The 20224-nt window shown below is 34.9% G+C and carries 21 protein-coding genes and 1 pseudogene; 15 read left to right on the top strand and 7 right to left on the bottom strand.

The features are described 5' to 3' along the window. The first annotated feature begins 29 nt into the window (after window positions 1–29). The 4 genes from LpgJCM5343_RS08545 (at window position 30) to LpgJCM5343_RS08530 (ending at window position 4124) form a co-directional block, all read left to right on the top strand. Window positions 30–689 carry a metal ABC transporter ATP-binding protein gene (locus LpgJCM5343_RS08545; protein ID WP_003649964.1) on the top strand — a complete coding sequence of 220 codons (660 nt, stop codon included), beginning with the start codon at window positions 30–32 and terminating at the stop codon, window positions 687–689. Beyond that, window positions 689–1480 (top strand): metal ABC transporter permease, encoded by a 792-nt coding sequence (locus LpgJCM5343_RS08540; protein WP_003649965.1) that lies wholly within the window; start codon window positions 689–691, stop codon window positions 1478–1480. Before LpgJCM5343_RS08545 ends, LpgJCM5343_RS08540 begins: the two co-directional genes overlap by 1 nt. A 119-nt stretch (window positions 1481–1599) precedes the next feature. Continuing rightward, window positions 1600–3111, top strand: a complete 1512-nt coding sequence (locus LpgJCM5343_RS08535; protein WP_167435366.1) for an L-lactate permease — start codon at window positions 1600–1602, stop codon at window positions 3109–3111. 152 nt (window positions 3112–3263) lie between these two features. After that, a complete protein-coding gene (locus LpgJCM5343_RS08530) occupies window positions 3264–4124 on the top strand; it encodes an Rpn family recombination-promoting nuclease/putative transposase (RefSeq protein ID WP_257966054.1) in 861 nt (286 codons plus the stop codon). Between the two features lie 58 nt (window positions 4125–4182). Here the strand turns inward: LpgJCM5343_RS08530 and pepF are convergent, their stop codons facing one another. Next, window positions 4183–5994, bottom strand: a complete 1812-nt coding sequence (gene pepF / locus LpgJCM5343_RS08525) for an oligoendopeptidase F (RefSeq protein WP_101891052.1) — start codon at window positions 5992–5994, stop codon at window positions 4183–4185. A 163-nt stretch (window positions 5995–6157) separates the two neighbouring features. On the opposite strand from pepF, the gene LpgJCM5343_RS08520 reads away from it, so the two are divergent. Then, window positions 6158–7282: an LCP family glycopolymer transferase gene (locus LpgJCM5343_RS08520; protein WP_101891051.1), complete on the top strand. Its 1125-nt coding sequence runs from the start codon at window positions 6158–6160 to the stop codon at window positions 7280–7282. A gap of 105 nt (window positions 7283–7387) precedes the next feature. On the opposite strand, the gene LpgJCM5343_RS08515 is transcribed toward LpgJCM5343_RS08520, so the two are convergent. Then, on the bottom strand, window positions 7388–7657 hold the full coding sequence (locus LpgJCM5343_RS08515; RefSeq protein WP_020807069.1) for a hypothetical protein: 270 nt from the start codon (window positions 7655–7657) through the stop codon (window positions 7388–7390). Between the two features lie 223 nt (window positions 7658–7880). Here LpgJCM5343_RS08515 and LpgJCM5343_RS08510 point away from each other — a divergent pair, with 223 nt between their 5' ends. The 7 genes from LpgJCM5343_RS08510 to LpgJCM5343_RS08480 all read left to right on the top strand — a co-directional run bounded on the left by LpgJCM5343_RS08510 (window position 7881) and on the right by LpgJCM5343_RS08480 (window position 12491). Further along, window positions 7881–8273 (top strand): hypothetical protein, encoded by a 393-nt coding sequence (locus tag LpgJCM5343_RS08510; RefSeq protein ID WP_101891050.1) that lies wholly within the window; start codon window positions 7881–7883, stop codon window positions 8271–8273. Between the two features lie 8 nt (window positions 8274–8281). Continuing rightward, the gene (locus LpgJCM5343_RS08505; RefSeq protein WP_048686201.1) at window positions 8282–9829 is read left to right on the top strand and encodes an ABC-F family ATP-binding cassette domain-containing protein; all 1548 of its coding nucleotides are present in this window, start codon (window positions 8282–8284) and stop codon (window positions 9827–9829) included. A gap of 22 nt (window positions 9830–9851) precedes the next feature. After that, complete coding sequence (locus LpgJCM5343_RS08500; protein WP_039157653.1) at window positions 9852–10634, top strand: threonine/serine exporter family protein; 783 nt, start codon at window positions 9852–9854, stop codon at window positions 10632–10634. Then, a complete protein-coding gene (locus LpgJCM5343_RS08495; protein ID WP_003646733.1) occupies window positions 10634–11104 on the top strand; it encodes a threonine/serine exporter family protein in 471 nt (156 codons plus the stop codon). Before LpgJCM5343_RS08500 ends, LpgJCM5343_RS08495 begins: the two co-directional genes overlap by 1 nt. Window positions 11105–11334: 230 nt before the next feature. After that, a complete protein-coding gene (gene mazE / locus LpgJCM5343_RS08490) occupies window positions 11335–11586 on the top strand; it encodes a type II toxin-antitoxin system PemI/MazE family antitoxin (protein WP_003646734.1) in 252 nt (83 codons plus the stop codon). Further along, complete coding sequence (locus tag LpgJCM5343_RS08485) at window positions 11573–11914, top strand: type II toxin-antitoxin system PemK/MazF family toxin (RefSeq protein WP_003649976.1); 342 nt, start codon at window positions 11573–11575, stop codon at window positions 11912–11914. Before mazE ends, LpgJCM5343_RS08485 begins: the two co-directional genes overlap by 14 nt. Before the next feature lie 85 nt (window positions 11915–11999). After that, window positions 12000–12491 (top strand): hypothetical protein, encoded by a 492-nt coding sequence (locus tag LpgJCM5343_RS08480; RefSeq protein WP_003649977.1) that lies wholly within the window; start codon window positions 12000–12002, stop codon window positions 12489–12491. Between the two features lie 25 nt (window positions 12492–12516). Here LpgJCM5343_RS08480 and LpgJCM5343_RS08475 read toward each other — a convergent pair whose 3' ends face one another. Together LpgJCM5343_RS08475 and nrdI are read right to left on the bottom strand one after the other, a co-directional pair. After that, on the bottom strand, window positions 12517–13461 hold the full coding sequence (locus tag LpgJCM5343_RS08475) for a ribonucleotide-diphosphate reductase subunit beta (RefSeq protein ID WP_049151206.1): 945 nt from the start codon (window positions 13459–13461) through the stop codon (window positions 12517–12519). Continuing rightward, window positions 13454–13915 (bottom strand): annotated as a pseudogene (gene nrdI, locus LpgJCM5343_RS08470) (class Ib ribonucleoside-diphosphate reductase assembly flavoprotein NrdI). Before nrdI ends, LpgJCM5343_RS08475 begins: the two are co-directional and overlap by 8 nt. Window positions 13916–14057: 142 nt before the next feature. Between nrdI and LpgJCM5343_RS08465 the strand changes: the two are divergent. Then, entirely contained in the window at window positions 14058–14684 is a 627-nt protein-coding gene (locus tag LpgJCM5343_RS08465; RefSeq protein WP_003651272.1) for an LVIS_2131 family protein, read from the top strand. Between the two features lie 65 nt (window positions 14685–14749). Here LpgJCM5343_RS08465 and LpgJCM5343_RS08460 read toward each other — a convergent pair whose 3' ends face one another. Continuing rightward, window positions 14750–16279, bottom strand: a complete 1530-nt coding sequence (locus tag LpgJCM5343_RS08460) for an O-antigen ligase family protein (RefSeq protein WP_049151205.1) — start codon at window positions 16277–16279, stop codon at window positions 14750–14752. Window positions 16280–16331: 52 nt separating this feature from the next. Then, the gene (locus LpgJCM5343_RS08455) at window positions 16332–16622 is read right to left on the bottom strand and encodes a DUF2187 domain-containing protein (RefSeq protein ID WP_003649982.1); all 291 of its coding nucleotides are present in this window, start codon (window positions 16620–16622) and stop codon (window positions 16332–16334) included. A gap of 90 nt (window positions 16623–16712) precedes the next feature. Between LpgJCM5343_RS08455 and LpgJCM5343_RS08450 the strand changes: the two genes are divergently transcribed. Then, on the top strand, window positions 16713–17270 hold the full coding sequence (locus tag LpgJCM5343_RS08450; protein ID WP_003651275.1) for a guanylate kinase: 558 nt from the start codon (window positions 16713–16715) through the stop codon (window positions 17268–17270). 197 nt (window positions 17271–17467) lie between these two features. Beyond that, window positions 17468–18631 (top strand): C40 family peptidase, encoded by a 1164-nt coding sequence (locus LpgJCM5343_RS08445; protein WP_174705304.1) that lies wholly within the window; start codon window positions 17468–17470, stop codon window positions 18629–18631. A 182-nt stretch (window positions 18632–18813) separates the two neighbouring features. Here the strand turns inward: LpgJCM5343_RS08445 and LpgJCM5343_RS08440 are convergent, their stop codons facing one another. After that, window positions 18814–20205, bottom strand: a complete 1392-nt coding sequence (locus LpgJCM5343_RS08440; RefSeq protein ID WP_324253539.1) for an IS3 family transposase — start codon at window positions 20203–20205, stop codon at window positions 18814–18816. Between the last annotated feature and the right edge of the window lie 19 nt (window positions 20206–20224).

The following is a 20224-nucleotide window of genomic DNA, read 5'->3' as shown; positions in this document are numbered from 1 at the left end:
GTTTATGAAATAAAGAGAGGAAGGGTGAGATGACTAATATCTTAACTGTTAAAGACCTGGGAATGAAATTTGAAGATAAGGTAATTTTTAAGGACTTGAATTTTGCCTTAACTAGGGGATCAATGACGGCCTTACTTGGTGCAAATGGTACAGGTAAAACAACCCTAATTAGAATTTTAATGGGAATGCTACAAGCAACAACAGGCTCGTTTAAATTTGCAACTGATACTAAAGTTGGTTATGTGCCTCAGTTTAGAAATTTGGATGCTGATTACCCACTTTCAATTAGGGCTTTTGTAGAACTCAATACTCCTTTGTTTAAAAATGCCCAAGTAAAGACAAGAGTAAATCAAATTTTAAAAGAAACTCATCTGTTAGATATTCAAAATACCAGAATGGGTGAGGCTTCTGGTGGTCAGAAACAACGCGCATATTTAGCTCAAGCCTTACTAGACAAGCCAGATTTTATTATTTTAGATGAGGCAACCGCTAGTTTAGATCCTGTTGCTAAAGAAGAATTGATGTCGTTAATTAAGCATTTGAATGAAAAGCATGCAATGACTGTATTATTCACAACTCATGATATTCCTTTAGCAAAGAAATATATGAAGGACTATCTTTTATTTAAAGACAAAGGTCTAGTAGCTGGTAAAATTAAAGACTTAACTGAGGAGGTGGGGGAAGAATAATGTTTGCGTATGATTTTATGCGTTATGCATTTCTAGCTAGTACCTTTATTGCCATTACTTGTGGAATAGTCGGTGTATATGTTGTGGCTAGAGGATTTTCATTTTTAGCCCATACTCTTTCAGAAATTGGCTTTGCTGGGGCTGCTTTCGCAGTGTGGATTGGCTGGGTTCCTTTATGGGGAATGGTTCTCTTTACCTTGCTTGGTTCAATTAGCGTTGGTGAATTATCAATGAAAAGCGACCAGAAGGAATCCGCAATAAGTGCAATTTCAGCCTTATTCATTGGCCTAGGTGTGCTATTTTTGGCTATTGCTGGTGGTAATAGTCGCTATGCTACTAATATCTTGTTTGGCTCAATTATTGGCGTTGATAGAGAGGGAGTTATTCAATTAGTTATCCTGTCTCTCTTTGTTTTAGCAATCATTTTCTTAGTTTTAAGACAGTTGAATTATGATTCGTTTGACCATGTTGGTGCAATTAGCCATCATATTAATACCAGTTTAGTTTCGGTAGTATTTTTAATCGCCTTGGCCTTAGCTGTTTCAATTGGTGCGCAAGTTGTTGGATCATTATTGGTCTTTATCTTATTAACTTTGCCGTCTTCAAGTGCCCGCTATTTAGGCAAAACAATCCCGGCTATGTTATATTGGTCAGTTGGGATTGCCTTAGTTGGTGTTTGGGCAGGATTAGTTTTAGGATATGTAACTAATTTGCCAGTGACTTTCTTTATTTCAATTATTGAAGTTGGAATTTATTTATTCGTTTATGGCGTACATGCAATTAAAAAGTAATCTTTGTGAAACCTACAAGAGCAGAAGCTTTTTTGTAGGTTTTTTTGTTTTTTAAATTTCCTTAAAATGTGGAAAAAGGATAAAATTAAATAGTATTACTTTTTTAAATGAGGAAAATTATGTGGATAAATTTCTTATGGGCATTGATACCAATTCTTTGGTTAATAATCTCGCTTGGAATTATTGGGATGTCTGCTTCAAGAGCATGTACGATTGGATTAATTATTACGATCGCGGACGCTGTTTTAATGTTTAAACAACCCTTAATTAATACTCTTTCTGGAGCTTTGGAAGGTATTATAATGGGAATTTGGCCAATTATGTATGTAATTTTGGCGGCGCTTTTTGTCTACCAGATTACAACTGAATCAGGGAGTATGCAGACGATTGAAACGTTGCTATCGTCTATTACCACTGATAAAAGAATTTTAGTGTTAATAATTGCCTGGGGCTTTGGGGGATTTCTTGAGTCGATTGCTGGCTTTGGTACAGCAGTGGCAATCTGTGCTGGTATTTTGATTTCATTAGGCTTAGAGCCAATTCAAGCATCTGTAATTTGCTTAGTTGCTAATAGTACAGCAACGGCCTTTGGAGCAATTGGCTTGCCGGTTTTGACATTAGCTGAAGTAACTAATCTTAATGAGGTGCAATTGGGCTTTATTGTAACTTTACAGCTGGTCATTTTGGTTATTTTAGTACCGTTTATCTTGGTAATTCTTACTGGTAAAAGTGTTAAAGCACTTAAGGGAATTGTCTTTATTACTTTAATGTCAGGAGTAGGAATGGCAATTCCGCAAGTTATTATTGCTAAGTTTACCGGTGCAGAACTTCCAGCTTTAGTGGGATCATTGTTCTCAATTTTAATTACAGTGTGGCTCACAAAGCGAAAAACTGGTGCAGTAGAAGAAGTAGAAAATGAAAGTATTAGCGAGATTATAAAAGCTTGCTCGCCATTCATCTTAGTATTTGTTTTTGTTTTACTTGCTTCGTCCCTTTGTCCACCTGTGAATAACTTCTTAACTAGTGTAACTACCCATTTACATGTTTATTTAGGAAAGAATCCAAATGATCTTCCAATTAACTGGCTTTCTTCTCCAGGAACATTAATTTTATTAGCTGGCTTAATTGGTGGAAAAATCCAGGGTTTAAGCTTTAATAAAATGTTCAAAATTCTTGTCAATGTTTTAAAGACAATTGGCATGACGACTGTTACAGTGTGTGCAATTGTTGGTTTAGCTAAAGTAATGGTTTATGCGGGGATGACAAATGCCTTGGCTTTGGCCTTAGTAAGTTTGCTTGGACCAGCTTACCCATTATTTGCACCGTTAATTGGAGCACTTGGTACATTTTTAACAGGGTCTGCTACTTCAGCTAATGTCTTGTTTGGTAATTTACAATATTCGGCTGCTCAATCTTTGGGTGTAAGTAAGTACTGGATTGTAGCGTCGAATATGACAGGAGCTACGGCAGGGATGCTATCACCGCAGAATATTGCAGTAGCTACTGGTGCGATTAATAAAGAAGGCTTAGAGGGAAAAATTTTGAAGGAAACCGTTAAGTGGGGAAGCTTATACTTGTTGATTACTTGTGTATTTCTTTATTTAGTTGGTTTGTTTGCTAAATTGGTGTAAAAAAAAAGTTCTTAACTTCATTGGGGTTAAGAACTTTTTTTTATCGGGATATAATAGTATTTTTTCAGAAAAAACATCTTCACTTTGCGTAATAAACATATGGGATGACTCCTCAAATATTTTTAGAGAGGATTTGCTCATATGGTTAAAAGATTGAACCCTGGTTTGGGTTCACGGAAGATAAAGTTTTTGGGATGGTGATGGAAAATAAGGAATTCTGCAAGTATTTGCTTGAAATTATTATTCCAGATCTGAAAATTAAGAAAATAGACTGGCTAGATAAGCAAGTTGAGATTAATAATTCTGAGCGTAAGAACGAAGCTAAAGAAGTTAGACTTGATGTTTTGGTTACAGATCATGAAGGACGCGTGTTTAATATAGAAATGCAAACAACGGATCAGGATGATATTGGTAGACGCATGCGCTATTATCTTTCAAGACTTGATCTACGCTATACTTTAAATAAAGGCAAGACCTATCGAAATTTGAAAGACGCCTATATTATTTTTTTCTGTAATTTTAAGCCTAAGAAAGATGATAAATTTTATGAGTCTTATCATACTTATTCCGATCAAGATAGGTCAAAACAATTGCAGGAAGGTGTAACAAAGATTATCATTAATTCACAAGTTTCAGCTGAAGGGCAGAGTGAAGACTTAAAAGCCTTGGCTAAATTAATGAACAATGAACCTGTAAATTTAAATAAGCATTTCGATTACGCGCAAAGAAGAATTAAAGAAATCAACGAAGATCCGGAAACGAGGGAGAAGATTATGCTTTACGAAACAAGAATGCTAGAACGTGAACAGGCTGCTGCTAAAATAGCAGGGAAAGTAGCATATGCAGAAGGTAGAAAAGACGGTGTAGAACAAGGAAAAATTGATTCTGCCAAAATTATTCTCGAAAATCAACTGAATAGTGGCAGAACTTTAGAAAAAGCTACGGAATTTGTTAGAAATTTGAAACTGATTTCTGATAAAGAGCTAGAAAAGATCGTCACTATGTATAAATAAAATAGCTAATGAAAAAGCTGGTAGAAATTAAATCTACCAGCTTATTTAGATGTGAACCCTACTTTTCAGCGTTTAATTCATCAACGATTTTTTCAAATTCATTAAGACGTTTTTCAAAAGTATCAAAAGCATCCCTCAAGTAATCAGCCCTAGTCATATCAACGCCAGCTCGTTTCATAATTTCCGTTGGGTAATCTGAAGAGCCTGATTTTAAGAAATTAATATAAGCATCACGTTCTTGCTCAGTACCGTGGACAACTTTATTAGCAAGTGCAGTTGCAGCTGCAAAACCTGTTGCGTATTGGTAAACATAGAAGTTGTAGTAGAAGTGAGGAATACGTGACCATTCCATAGCAATTTCTCCACCAGGTTCTACGCTATCTCCATAGTATCTTTGGTTTAAGTTGCCATAAAATTCATCGAGTACGTCAGCTGTTAGCGGCTGACCATTAGCATCAGTTTCATGAATAAATTGTTCAAATTCCGCAAATTGAGTTTGACGGAAGAGTGTGCCTTTAAACGAATCCAGATAATGGTTTAAGACAAATGCACGGGTCTTTGGATCAGTAATTTTATCTAAGAAATACTCGGTTAAAATATTCTCATTAGTAGTTGAAGCAATTTCAGCAACGAAAATTGGATAATCACCATAGACATAAGGTTGAGTGTTTCTTGTGTACCAAGAGTGGACAGAGTGACCAGTTTCATGGACTAGAGTGTAGAGTGAATCAAGGTTATCTTCCCAGTTAAGTAGTTCATATGGATCAGTATCGTAAGCACCACCTGAATATGCACCAGTAACCTTGTTTTGATTTTCAACCACATCAATTACGCGGTTATTAAAAATATAATCAACATGTTTTAAATAGTCTTCGCCTAGTGGAGCTAAGGCCTTTCTTGCTTCTGCTTTTGCTTCCTCAAAGTTATAAGAAAGAACTGGCTTCCCGGTTAATGGTACGTACATATCGTACATTTGAAGGTCTTTTAAGCCTAGAATTTTCTTTCTTAATGCAACGTAACGGTGAAGTAAGTCAAGGTGGCTATTTACTTCCTTGATCAATGTATCGTAAACAGCTGTTGGTACACTATTTTCACTTAAAGCAGCTTCTCTAGCCGAATTGTATTTATGTACGCGAGCATTAAAATTGTGAGCTTTTACCTCACCTGATAAAGTTGAAGCAAGACTGTTTTCAAACTGTCCGTAGCTTGCGTACATCACGTCAAAGGCGTTTTTACGGACGTTGCGGTCTTGAGATTGGATTAAAAGTGAATATAGCCCGTCAGATAATTGAACCATTTCACCGTCTTCATCTTGGACGTAGCCATATTCCATATCAGAATTAGTTAAGACGTTGAAGGTATTAGCAGATGTACCCATTGCATCTCCAGCGTCAGCAATGATTTTTTCTTCATTTGCTGGCAAGGTATGAGGACGTTTTTGCGTAATCTGTTCAAGGCGGTGTCGATAATTTTCTAAACGTGGTTCATCTTGCATAAACTTAGCAAGGGTTTCTTCTGGAATAGATAATATTTCAGGATCGACAAAAGCAATTGCAGCACTCATTTGATTAGCTAAGCTTTGTGCTTTAGCAACAAAACCGAGGTAATGATTATTGCTTGTGTCTACATCGCTTGACATTGTAGCGTAAACATATACTTTTTCTAAGCGTCGATTTACAGCTAAAATTGCTGTAATTCCTTCGTAAAGATCTTTACCAGATTTGGCAAGTGTTCCCTTAAATTTACTTAAGTTCTTGATTTCTTGTGCAACCTGCTTATATTCTTGTTCCCATTCTTGATCGTTCTTAAAAACACGACTTAAGTCCCACTTAAGATCATCGGATACTTCATTTCTTGTTGGAAGAGCCATATTTTTTCCTTCTTTCTGTGATACAAATTTTATTAATCACCATTATAGAACATTATTTCGCTTGCTAAAAAATAAAAATTTTTTAATAATGAAACTAATGTGCTTAGCCAGTGATTTTTGTAATATGAAAAGGTAAGCTAATAGCCAGAGGAGTCAAAAATTAATGAGACCAGATGAACCTAATAAGCCAAATAAAAAACTAGAAAGAAATAATGTTTTTGCGGCGAATAAAAAAAATATTAAGAATGGAAATAACTTTGCTCGCCTGGTAGGTCTCTTAACAATTCTACTTGTTTGCGGAAGCGTAGCCTATTTTGCTCATGCTTATTTCTCAGCTATGAGTTCGGTGCAGCAGGCTTATCGCGGGACTGGAAAAACTTCGCAGTTAATTTCTCAGAAGAAGCCAATCTCTATTTTAATTCTTGGTGTTGACCAAGGAATTGAAGGTAGGCACGATCGCGGAAATTCAGATACGATGATTTTAGCAACTATGAATCCGCAGAAAAAAGAAGCAACGATGACATCAATTCCTAGGGACTTGCTAGCTGATATTAAGGGAGATGGTAAGGGTGAGGGAAGATACTACATGTTCCGGGTCAATTCAGCTTATCAAATTGGTGGCAGTAAAGGAGCTACACGAACGGTTAGAGCACTAGTAAATACCCCAGTTAACTATTATATGGAAGTTAATATGAAAGCCTTAGAGAGCATGGTAGAGGCCTTAGGAGGGGTAGATGTTAATGTTCCATTTACCTTTACTTATCACACGCATTTCAAAAAGGGTAAGCAGCACTTGAATGGTAAAGAAGCTCTAGACTACGTTCGAATGCGTAAAGAAGATCCTAAGGGCGATTACGGCCGACAAATGCGACAAAGACAGGTCATTAATGACATTGTACGTAAAGGAATGTCAGTTAACTCAATCACAAATTATCGTAAGATTCTCAAAGTCTTTGCCAAGTATGTTAAAACTAACCTAACTTTTGATGATATGCTTTCAATTGCAATGAACTATCGTAGTTGTACGCAGGATATTAAGAGTGGCTATATTCATGGACATAATGTTTGGATTGGCTCTGCTGCAATGCAAGTAGCTTCTACTAAAGAATTACAACGCGTCTCAGATTTGGTCCGTTCTAGCTTAGGTTTAAAGAAAGAAAAATTACGTAATCAAGAAACAAGACAAAATAGCTTACAGCAAGGTCTAGACTGGAATGATCCAGAAGACTTTAGAAATTATGTTATTTATGATAAAGATTCTGATACGATTCCATGGGATGGAAATTAAGAAAAAAGCAGTTAGCGAAACGCTAACTGCTTTTTTTTTAGATATCTGTTGATGATTCTATCTTAGTGATTTTGTCTGATAACTGCAACTCTTGTTGGCAAAGTTTTAATTACCTAATTGAGAATTAGAATTTTCATGATTAATTCTTTTTTCTTCAAACTTAATTTCTACTAATTTATTTTCTCTAAATTCTTTGATTTGTTCTTCTTTAAATTTTTTACTGAGAAGAGTTGGTTTAATTGTATTTTCAACTAGGCTTTTAGAAACATTAAAATTAGTATCTTGATCAGCTGCTTTGGAAGTAACTGAATTTGTAAGAAAACCGCAACCTAGTAGGGCAATAAGTACTACTGAAATTCCCTTCTTATGTGTCAAAGTGTTTACTCCTTTTAAGTGTAAATTTAATAATAATTGAATGGTAATCGTGTTACACTAATGATATTTAAAAAGTCATTTTTAATTTACTTAACAAACTGTATTATATAAGAGGATTATTGCAGTAAAATAAAACACAATTTACATTTTTTTACAAAAAAGTTATTTGCGTAAATTGAATGTAATATTTGAAAAACTAGTGTAATAAAAAGGATGATAAAAAATGAAGCAAAATAAGTATTTTCCAGTCATTTACGGGATAATTTCTGCACTGATTGCATTTATTGCAGTGTTTTTTATTGCGCAACGGACATTTCATTTTTCTCTGCCAATGGCTGTTTTATGTGCAGGTATTTTTGCAGCATTCTTTTATGTTCTTTCATATTTTAGGGGACATGCATCTTATGAAATTAAAGCCATTGTGGCCAAGTATCATTTAACAGATGAAGAACTAGCAAAAATAACAGGGATGAAAGCCAGTGATTTTCCAATTTATCACAATAAACTCCAACTAATTATTCCTAAAAGACAATGGCCAAGAGTGTTGAATGCTTTGCAAGAATATGATGCTAAGCAACAAAATAAATTAAAAGATCAAGAAAATAATCTAGACTAGAGGAAATAATGAGCTTATTAACGGTTAAAAATCTAAGCCAAACTTTTATTGATAAAACTTTATACGAAGACGCAAATTTTGTTTTAAATAAAGAAGACCATATGGGGGTAACTGGGCAAAATGGAGTTGGTAAATCGACTTTAATTAAGATTCTAACTGGTGAAATTACCCAAGATGAGGGCGAGGTTAAGTGGCAAAATAAACTCCATGTCGGTTATTTAGACCAGTATGCCAAACTTAAAGCAGGTATAGGAATTAAAGAGTTTTTACAAACAGCATTTAGCGATCTTTTTCAAAAAGAAAAAGAATTGAATGACCTTTATGTGAAATATGGTGAAAATGGGGATGACTCTCTCTTAGAAAAAGCCGGTAAAATTCAAACTCTCCTTGAAGAAAAGGAATTTTACGATATTGATACTAAGATTGACCGAGTAGCAACAGGACTGGGCTTAGCTGATTTAGGTTATGAGCGAGATGTAGCTAAGCTTTCTGGTGGACAGCGGTCTAAATTGATTTTGGCTAAACTTCTTTTACAAAATCCTGATGTTTTAGTTTTAGATGAACCGACGAACTATTTAGATGTTAACCACATTGATTGGTTAGCTGATTATTTAAATGATTTTGAAGGAGCTTTTATTGTAGTATCACATGATTATGATTTCTTAGGGAGAATTACCAACTGCATTATTGATATTGATTTTGGCACCATTACTCGCTATAGCGGGGATTTAAAACATGCCTTACGACAAAAAGAAGCTGACCGAGAGAGTTATTTAAAAGCTTATGCCAATCAGCAACGAAAAATCAAAAAGACTGAAGCATATATTAGAAAGAATAAAGCTGGTTCAAGATCTAAGAGTGCTAAGTCGCGGGAAAAGCAACTAGCAAAGATGGATATTTTAACGCCACCACAAAATAATAAAAAAGCGCATGTCGTTTTCCCCTATGTTGATACAGCTTCAAACTTGCTGCTGCAAACTCAGGATTTGGTAATTGGGTATGATCAGGCGTTAGTTAAGTCAGCATTTAATTTCTCTGTTGGAAATGGTGAAAAGGTAGCAGTAACCGGTTTTAATGGAATTGGGAAAACTACTTTATTGAAGACATTGCTAGGAAAATTGAAACCAATTTATGGTAATTTTGAATTATCTTCAACTGCTGAGCTGGCATATTTTCAGCAAGATCTCGTTTGGCCTAATAAAAATATGACGCCTTTGCAATATTTACAAGAAGAATTTCCACGATTGCGTCCTAGAGAATTACGTCAAGCTTTAGCTAGAATGGGTTTGACGGCTCAGCAAGCAATGAGTCCCTTAAGGGAGTTATCTGGTGGAGAACAAGAAAAGGTTAAACTAGCCAAGATGCAGTTTGAACCATCTAATTTATTGTTTTTAGATGAACCTACTAACCACTTGGATATTGCTACTAAAGATTCTTTGCGAAAGGCAATTGTTGAGTTTAAAGGTGGAGTAATTATTGTAAGTCACGAAAGAGACTTCTTTAGAGGAAACTGGGTTGACAAGACAATCGATATTGAAAAAATGAATAATGAATAGATAAGTATTTTAGAGGATAAAAATGAATAAAGAGCATGTGAGTCAAGACTATGCCGCTGAAGTGCTCGATACTTGCTTAAAAGCAGGTAGATTAATGATCGAAGGCGGCAGCGAAACTTATCGAGTTGAAGATACGATGATGAGAATAGCCCGCAACGCAGGTATTACTGGTGCTAGATGTTTTACAACTCCAACTGGAATATTTATGAGTTTAGGTGAACATTCCTATACTCAAGTTACGCAAGTTAAGAAAAGAAACATTAATTTAGAGTTGGTAGACCGGGTTAATGAGTTATCACGTGAATTTGCTGCCGAAAAAATCACTTTGAAGGAATTACAGGAAAGACTTCAACAGATTTCAATTTCTATTCCAGATTTTCCAATTTGGCTTCAAATTATTGGAGCTGCAATTTTGAGTCCGACTTTGATGGTCTTATTTATGGATGATTATGACTGGATTGATTTTCCAGCAGCAGCTGTTATTGGCGGTTTATCATATGCTGTGTATTTAGCTATTAAACGCTATACTAATATTCGTTTTTTAGCTGAAATGGTGACGGCAATTTTTATGGGAGTAATTACCATTTTTGCTTGCAAGTTGTTTCCTAAGCTTATTGTCGATAATATCTTAATCGGATCCTTGATGACATTGGTGCCTGGAGTGGCGATAACTAATGCTCTGCGAGATCTGTTTGGTGGTGATTTATTGTCGGGGATGGCTAGAACAACAGAGGCAGTTTTAACTGCTATTGCTCTTGGTGGCGGCATCGGTATTGCAATTAAGTTATTATGGGGTGTGATGTGATGCCTTTTTGGTTAGAAATAATTGTTAATTTAGTGTTTGCCTGGCTTGCTTCTGTGGGCTTTGGACTAATTATTAATGTCCCTCACCGTGCTCTTGTGTTATGCGGTGTCAGTGGGAGTGCGGGTTGGATCTTGTATTGGTTGGCTAATCGAATTGGCATTGGCCGATTAGGATCTAATCTTTTAGGAGCATTGTGCGTTGGAATTTTAGGTTTAGTATTTGCTCGAATTAAAAAATGCCCCGTAACTGTTTTCAACATTCCCGGTGTTGTACCACTTGTGCCAGGTGTGCCAGCCTATCAGGCAGTACGTGCAATGGTAGAAGGGCAGCTGTCTGATGCAGAAGACTTAATTTTACGAGTGGCAATTGTCACAATTGCGATTGCAATGGGTTTTATGCTGGCCCAATTGATGGGCGAGATCTTTTTTAAGACGCGCAATAATAGAAAAAATAAGAAAAATTTAGTATAATTATAGATGCGACGAGTCGAGGAAAACGCGAGATGCGTTCTTTGACAGAGATCATCTGGACTCTAGAAGTCAAAGCACGGGAAGTGCTGATGATGGGCTCCTTTGGCTGTGAAACAAAGACCCTGACATACTTTTGTATGTTTCTCGCCAAAAAGACTAGCTTTCTTTTGAAAGTTAGTCTTTTTTAGTACTACAATATTTTTGAAAGTAACTTAATGAGGTAAAAACTTATGAAAATATCTATTCATCATATTGTAACTCAAAAGGTTGGTAACTCAGTAGGCTTTTCACTTCCTGCTTCGTTTAAAGTAGAGGTAGGAACTGAGTATACAATTCATCAAAAATCTGATGGTAGTTTGATCTTAATACCGAAAATTTCGAATCCTTATACCTCTGATGCTAAATTTGAAGATGTACCAGGACCAGAAAGGGAAGCTTGGGAAAATTTGGCTATGGAGGAATTACGTCATGCCGAAGATTAGATTTAAACAAGGAGATATTGTATGGGCGGATTTTTCACCATCGGTTGGACAGGAAATGAAGGGGAAGCACCCTGCAGTTGTAGTGTCCTCTAATTCATACAATGAGAAAACTAATTATTTAATGCTCTGTCCCATTACTTCACACGGCAATCATTTTCCGACATATCTAGACTTGCTAGGCTATCGGGTTCATGGACGAGTAAATGCAGCACAAATTCAAACCTTTTCTAGAATGCGTTTATTAGATGAAAAACCAGCAGATCATCTTAGACCAGAAGATATGCTTAAGGTAATGGAACTACTTAGCTTTGCTTTACAGTTTGATTAATCAAATCTAACTTTTTTCGGTTGCATGAATAAGATTTATTGAGTATCTTAGTAATGAAAAAAGGATACATGAAGGAATTTTTATCGTGAAAATTAAACAAGAAGAATTAACTAAAAAAATTGAAGAACAAGATTATCTTCAAGATCTTGAAACAATTAAGTATAGTGAAATAACAAAAACTAAATTAAAGAAAATTGCAACTAAGATGATTGGTGAAGCAGTCCAAGCTTTTAAGCATAATTCACTTATTCAAACGCAACTTGCAATTAGTGGAAGAAGACCAATGACTTTTGCATTAGAGAGTAACATCATTAATCTTCCCTTTGCTAATTACAAAAAAATTAGCAATTTTTGTAATAATGAAGATGAATATGAAGTAAATATTTATTTTGAAACTATTTCAGAATATGTAAATGTATCACACTTTAGAATCGATATTTTGGGCTCAAGTGATAAAATTGTGGCTGATCCAGATAAGTATAGCGACTTACTGGTTAAAGCAATTGAAGAGAAAATTGAGGTCATTCGTAATTATCAAAAACCAGAATCAAAGACGAAAGCTAAAAAGACAAAATAAGGAGTTAGCCTTGAGGGCTAACTCCTTATTTCTTTATTTCACGCATTTTTAGAATTGGATGGGCATTTGTATAAAAGAAGAAATCTTCAATCATTGCACTTTCCATCAAACCTGTTGTTAAAGTAGGATCTAAAGTTTCAACATTTTCAGGATACTTGGGCTCTTGTCCTAAGTTCATAAGTGCCTTGTTTAAGGTGTAATGAATATAATGTTCAACCTTATCTTCTAAACCAGTGTCTTCATATAAAAGATGAATGTGGTTAAGCTCATTAGCATATAATCTATCGCATAACCCATATACCCAGTTGTGAACATTTTCTTGCTCTTCTTTAGAGAGTTTGAAGTAGTCACGTCTAAATTTAATTCCTGTATAAATACCATTTAAAGTCGTTATTCTAAGTGCATATTTAATCAATTCCGCTGTTCGTGGTAATTTATGCTGTCCGAATAAATATAGGGGTCCAAAGAATGACGAATGATATAAACCAGTTGAGAGAAAAACATGTGCTGCCTTTTTCTGAATTGCATTCTCTGACTGATAGACTGTGTTTAAAAGTCTCATCTTTTTTTGCAGATATGGATTTTGGTTTGCCCAATTAAAAGCCTCATCTCGTTGCTCATCGGAAATAGAAAATTCACTCAGAGCATGACCATAGGCTTTATTATTAATTGATTCCAAATATTGCAATGCATTATAGACAGCAGCTTCTTCGGAATTTTCCGCATCTTGCTTAATTTTTGAAAGTGAAACTTTCATCTGGAGAGTAGATGAAAGAGCTAAAGAACCAAAGCTATGTAGGAGCATAGTTTGTTCAGCTTTAGGGAGATGGAAAAATTCATCTCGGTCTTTATGAATTGGAACACGACGAGGTTCGTAGACAATATCATTTAATCTTGCCCAAGCAGAACGATCTACTTGATCTTCGACAGCATTCCAGTTACTTGCTTTATAATAAGATTTTTTATTCATTTTTCTGCCTGAAGTCACTTAAGAAACTAATATTGCTAAGAGATGGATTTTGAACTGGCAAATCTTTTTGTGCGCCTCGTTCCTTTTTACAAGCTTCTTTGACAATTTGGCGAACGTTTTTGACATCAGCCGAGTTGCCACTTAGCTAAAGTAAATAGAGAATCGGTACGTGCAATGTAACAGAAATCTTTTTTGCCGTTTGAGCAAAAAGATCATTAAAGTTACGGTTGCCACATCCTATTAAACCTAAAAGGTTCTCTTTATTATCTTTATATGTTAAAAAATCAACAACAGAATCCATCATAAAATCTTGATACGACGGCAAGATCAAAATATATTTATCATTCATTTGATATTGAGGATGAGCATCCTCAATCCGATGTGCATCAAGCCCCGTTTTATTTATGAATCGTTGCGTTTGTCCTGTAATTGTATAAAAAGCTATTTTTACCATAGTTTTGCCTAACGCTATATACCAAAACTACCTTCTACGTATTCAATTGTCGCGACTTTTTCTAATAAAGTCAAATTAAAAAAAGTTTTAAAAACATCCATAAGTACCGTATACTTAAATTAAAGAAAATGGAGGGTCCTTTATGACACTTGGATGGAATATTTTAGGTATTTTGGCCTGGTTAATACTTGTTTTGTATTTGATTTTTATCGTACAAAATATTCGTAAACGTCACTTAATGATGATTGTAAAAGATCGTAAGCGATTTGAATGGAAGACTACTCTGCTAGACATCTTAGAGGTTTTAGTTCTTCTATGCGGTGCGATCTATATGTTTAGCATCACTTTATTTTACAATCCTGATTTAGAAAATAAACAAGTTTTATCTAGTAAAATTGAATATCAGCCATTGATTTTAACAGCTGGTAATAAACGTTCATACTATGTTACCGCTAGATCTGATAATAAGAAAGCGCCTGTTCAAACATATACTTTCTATAGCAATGGAAACAGAGTAACTGTTAAAAGCAATTACGCTACCATTTCTGATGGTAAGAATCCAATGTCGGTTCAAGCAGCAGCTATTCCATATTCTGCTAAGCAATTAGTTCAAGCAGATGGGCGCTATCAAAGTGCCTATGTGGCAACATATACTGCTACTTACAAGAAAAATTGGTATAACGGCCTTAGAATGCATGCTGGTAAGACTGCAGCTCGATATTACTTGATTAGAGTACCTGACCGTACTTTTGTGAGAGAATTGAAGTAGAAGAATTTATGTAGAAAAAGACCTTATTCCGAAGATTGAAAATTCGGGATAAGGTCTTTTGTTTATTACTTCATTAGCTTTTTAGCTGTTCTGCTATAACGGATATTTTGTAATAAAAATCCTAAGATAAATGCCATCACTAAGGTTGCTGATAAGTATTCAAGAACATTACCTGCATAAAAGGCAGCAAATAAAATGAAGCCGCCCGATAAGAGCAGGGAAGAGATCAATAAAGTTTTCGAATTTTTATTGACTAACCAGTAAAAAATTCCATAGCCAAGAACAAATATGTAGATTACTGCTAATAAGATTGTTCCCAGCAATCCCATTGAATAATACTGCGCTAAAAAGTCACGCTCTAGCGGAGCAATATTATTTTCACGGCTAAAGGAAATACCAAAAAGTTTATTGAGTTTATTTTTATCATTGTTCATGACGCGACTAAGAATATCTTGTTCAAGATGTCGATAGTTTAATCGCTCAGTAGCCGGCCTTTTCATGACGTCAAGCCAATAATAGGGATCATTTTTGTAGGAATAATGATCTAAAACTAAGTCATTTTTTAAAGAATAGACCCAATAATTTTTCTTAATAAAATTCTTTAGATATTCTTCTTGTTTTTGCCCCTTATATCTTTTTAATCCAGAGTCAAGTTCTTGATCGAGTCTATTTTTGTCACCAAGATTACTTCTTTTTTGAGCTACGCCATTTTCAAGCGAAGATCTTCTAAGCGTTGGACTATAAGGAAAAATAGCACTAGAAGCAGCTAAGATGCAGATCAATGTAATTAGAAATTTGGCTGAAAACTTGGTATTTTTCAAAATTAAGCTATGGAATAAGAAGATGATTAAGAAAATAACTAAGCTAATAATTAAGCCAAAATTTCCCACCTTTGTTCCTAGCATTAACATTGCTAAGGCTTGTGCACTCACTAGCACTATATTTAAGAGGTTAAACTCTTTATAAAGAATATAGAGCATAATCGGCATAATCATAAATAAAATAGCTGATAGAGTGTTAGCTTGAAAAAATATTCCCTTAGATGCTAAAGCGTTAAAAGGATAATTTGTTTGAGTAAACCAAGAAAAAATATTGGCACTGATTTGCTTAGCTCCTGTAGTATGGTATGAAGTTAGCGAAAAAACCAAGAGATTTGAGATGACAATCGTTAAGGAATATAAACCCGAAATTGCTTGAATTACTCTGAAAAAGTATTTAGTTTTAAAATCACTGTATGGAGTGATATAGATAACTATCAAGGGTAAACAAGCTCGAATTAAGTAAAAGATCTCAACTTTTGTCGAATAGCCAAAGCTTGTTGGATCTACACCAGTAAAGTTTTTAACAGAGAATAAATGGCAAAGCGAATAGAGGATTAAAATTGCAATATAAGTAATAATCCACCATTGTTTTTTTAACCTTTGCCAATTACTTTTGATGCTAAAGAATAAAATAATAGCAATAAAAACTCCTAAAACTCTCAAAATCGATGGAAGTGAGAATTTTAGAAGTGGTGGTCTGGATAACCAATAAATATCTAGAAATGGTTGGATTAAGATAAACCAAAATAAGAATGTTTGTAGCCTTTTTTTCATATGATTATCGATACCTTTTATTAAAAAAATAAAACTTGTTTAGGCATAATTTTTATTTTGATTTTTTAGTTTTATCTGGTTGAACTTTAGAAATTTTTACATCATTAGTTGCAGCTGTTTTTCCACGTGCAGGTGATTTAACTTTCTTTAAGTTCTTAAAGTTAATAACCATTTTATTGTTTAATTCATTAACTGAAGATTCATCTTCTGGATCGTATGAAGTAATAGCTAGCAAAGCAGAATTTTCGTAAATTTTTTCTACTTTTCCTTGAAAAGGATGCTTAAGTTCCTCTTCAGAAGTAGCAGCTAAAATTTGTCCAATCTTTACGTCAGCTTTTTTCATTTAAAAAACTCCCTTTTCTGTACAGAAATGTTTTACAATAGTGAAATACTATTATATATAATAGTCGATTTCAAGCGGGAGAGTAATATTTTGCAAAGAATTATCATAATTGCTGGACCAAGTGGGGTAGGAAAGACCACAATTTCAAAATACTTAACAGAAAAATATAATATTCCTCGTGTAGTAACGCATACTACAAGACCAATCCGAAAAGGTGAAATCCCAGGAAAATCATATTATTTTGAAAATGACGAGAGCTTTAAAAAACTTCATTTCTTTGAACATGTAAAATATGGAGAATATCAATATGGTTCAAGTAAAGAAGCGTTAGAAAAAGCTTGGGAAAAGAATGATTTAGTTTCTTTAATAGTAGAAACAGATGGGGTTAAATCATATTTAGAAAAATTAGGAAAGCAGGTATATTTTATTTATTTGACCGTTTCTGATTTTTCTGTTTTGAAAAAAAGACTACTAGCACGCGGCGATCAAGCGAGTGAAATTGATAAACGATTAAACAGCTATGAATTTAAACGCGACTTACATTTATCAGACGAATTAGCAAAAGAAGCGCATGTATTAAATAATGATAACTGGGAAGAAACAGCTAAAAAAATAGATGAAATCATAGCAAAACTTGATAATGAGTAGGTTTTGAATAATGAAAAAGATTGAGAATAAGCGAAATGTAATGACAATGATTTAGCTTTGTAACAGGGCTGTAATATTAATACCCTACAATAACCATTGTCAATTAAAAAAAGAGACACATAGCATAACTTTTAAGTTAATTAATGACGGCTATGTTGATAATATTAAGAAAAAAGAATTTTATGGAGGAAATACCTTTGACTATCAAATCTAAAGTAATCAAACTTACCACTGCTGCTTCATTCGCTGTTGCAGGTATCGCAACTTTAAGTGCAGCTAAATTAAACTCATTATCATTTAACAATACTGCACAAGCTTCAACTATCCAAGCTCCTGCAAAGCAAATTGGTGTTGTAAAAGTAAATTCTAAGACTGGTGAAAGTGTTGCAGTTTGGAACAGCTACGAAGATGGCAAGCAACAAACTGGTAAATACTTACCACATGAATCAAGCTGGAAGACATACAAGAAGGTTAAGACTGTTAAGGGTGAAACTTGGTACAACTTAGGTGGAGACCAATGGATCTCAGGTGATGATGTACAAGAAGAAGCTCCAATCGCACTTACTGCTGATTTATCTGCAGTTAAGGCAGCTGTAAGCCAAGTTCCTGCAGCTAACGTTGCAAGCAACGCTACTGCCGATGCACAAACTGCTGTAGCTAGCGTTAACAACGCACAACAAACAGCAACTACTAACAATGCATCAGTTGCAACGGCACCTGTACAAACTAATACTGCAGCTACTGCACAACAAACCTCAGCAGCTGCACAAGCTCCAGTAGCACAAACTACTGCACAACAAAGTACATACACTGCTTCAACTAACAACACTTATGTTGCTCCAGCAAAGACTAACTACTACGCACAAGCTAACACTACAGTTAAGACTCAACAAGCAGCAACTTACAGTGCACCTGCACAAAACACTACTGCTACTAAGCCTGCACAACACCAAACTCAACAAGCTTCAAGCCAAGCTGCTCAACCAGCTAAGCAACAAGCTTCTACTCAATCAAGCAGCACTGCTCAAACTGTAGTTAATGCAGCAAAATCACAAATCGGTAAGCCTTACGTATGGGGTGCAACTGGTCCTAACGCATACGACTGCTCAGGTTTAGTACAATACGCATACAGCCAAGCAGGTAAGAACATTGGACGTACTACTTACCAACAAGCTGGTGCTGGTCAACACGTTTCTGTAAGCCAAGCACAAGCTGGTGACATCTTAATGTGGGGTGACTACCACGATGCTATCTACGTAGGTAACAACCAATACGTACACGCACCACAACCAGGTCAAAACGTAACTCAAGCTACTATCTCAAGTTATTTCATGCCAGATTACGCAATCCGTGTAAGATAATTAAATGAAATAAACATAGTTATTTTAGAAGGTTAATTGAAAGATTAACCTTCTTTTTTGTGTTATAATGAAAAGAAATTTTTTAGGAAACAGGTATTTTTAATGAATAACAAGAATATAGAAAAAAATACCCATCCCACAAATAATGTAGTGACCCACAAAAATTGGACACTTTATTAATATTATGCAACTAAGGATTGATTCCGATATTGAATCGGAGTCAGTCCTTTTAGTTTACTCTTTGTTCTTTCGTAATTATAAAAGTGAATATAATCTTTAATCGCTTGTTCTAATTCATTCAGATTGGCATAGTTTGATTCTTTGCCATAAAACATCTCTCTTTTAAGTATGCCAAAGAAGCCTTCCATAAGCCCATCGTCTGGAGAACAGCCTTTCCTAGACATACTTTGTTCAATGCCACGTCTTGCAAGTTCATATTGATAAGTCTTATGTTGATATTGCCAGCCACGATCTGAATGAAATACTAATCCATTCAATGAATCATTAACTTTAAATGCATCATCAAGCATAGTCAGTACCTGCTGCAAGTTGGGACGACGAGAGATATTATAAGCGACAATATCTCTCCCACAGCCATCGATAATAGGCGATAGATAAAGCTTTTGTCCTCTTAAGTTGAATTCAGTAATATCCGTGTACCACTTCATATTTGGTCTAATAGCAAAGAAGTTGCGTTTAATTAAGTTAGGTTTAATTCTTCCTTCAATTTCACCCTCAAAGCTGTTGTAGCGTCTTCTACGTTTCATACGATATCCAATCAAATTAAGTTTACGCATTAAACGATAGACTGTTTTTCGATTGATTATAAAGCCTTCACTATGTAAGTGATCAGTTATTGTTCGATAACCTGGAGCAGTGTATCTATCTTTAAGTTCAAAGAATATTTCTTTAATTCGTTTAATTAGACTGTGGTGCTTTATCTCATCTTGATCTTCGCGCTTTAAAATATTGTAATAATTGCTTCTGGATAAGCTAGGTAAAGCATTATTCGGATCATTTAAAATCGACAAGATAGTTTTAACACCCAACCCAAGTTCTAGCCTTAATTCTCTAACAGCTTGTGCTATTTCTGTTTTGGTTGGTTTTTTCTCTTTTGAACCAAGGCATCCAATTTTTTTATAAATGCATTCTCGACAGTAAGCTTTAAATTCTGGTGACGCAATTCTTCGTTTTCTTTCTTCAATTTCTCTAGCTCTTTGTTCACGGGTTCGTCGTCCTTTCCTCTTGATAACGACATTATACCCGTTTTCTTTATAAGAGCGAATCCAGTTAATAAGCATCCCTTGACTTTTCAAGCCCAATTCTAAAGATACAGAGTAAGCAGCTTCATGATTGACTAAAACCCGATTGATAGCTTCTAGCTTAAATTGGGCTGAATAATAAGTATGGGGCTTATCTAATATATCCATTCCATGCCTATGAATGAGTGAAACTAAGTACTTAATACTAACTGAGCCTATTCCATACTTTTTACTTAAATATGTCGATCTTTTATTTTCAATAGTCCATTCTTTATAAATATTCAATTTATCTTTTTTAGTTAATTTAGACATAGTAAAACCCCCGAAATCC

Origin of the sequence: Lactobacillus paragasseri (assembly GCF_003584685.1) — a bacterium.
Taxonomy (GTDB): domain Bacteria; phylum Bacillota; class Bacilli; order Lactobacillales; family Lactobacillaceae; genus Lactobacillus; species Lactobacillus paragasseri.
This window is presented reverse-complemented; position numbering and strand designations above follow the sequence as displayed.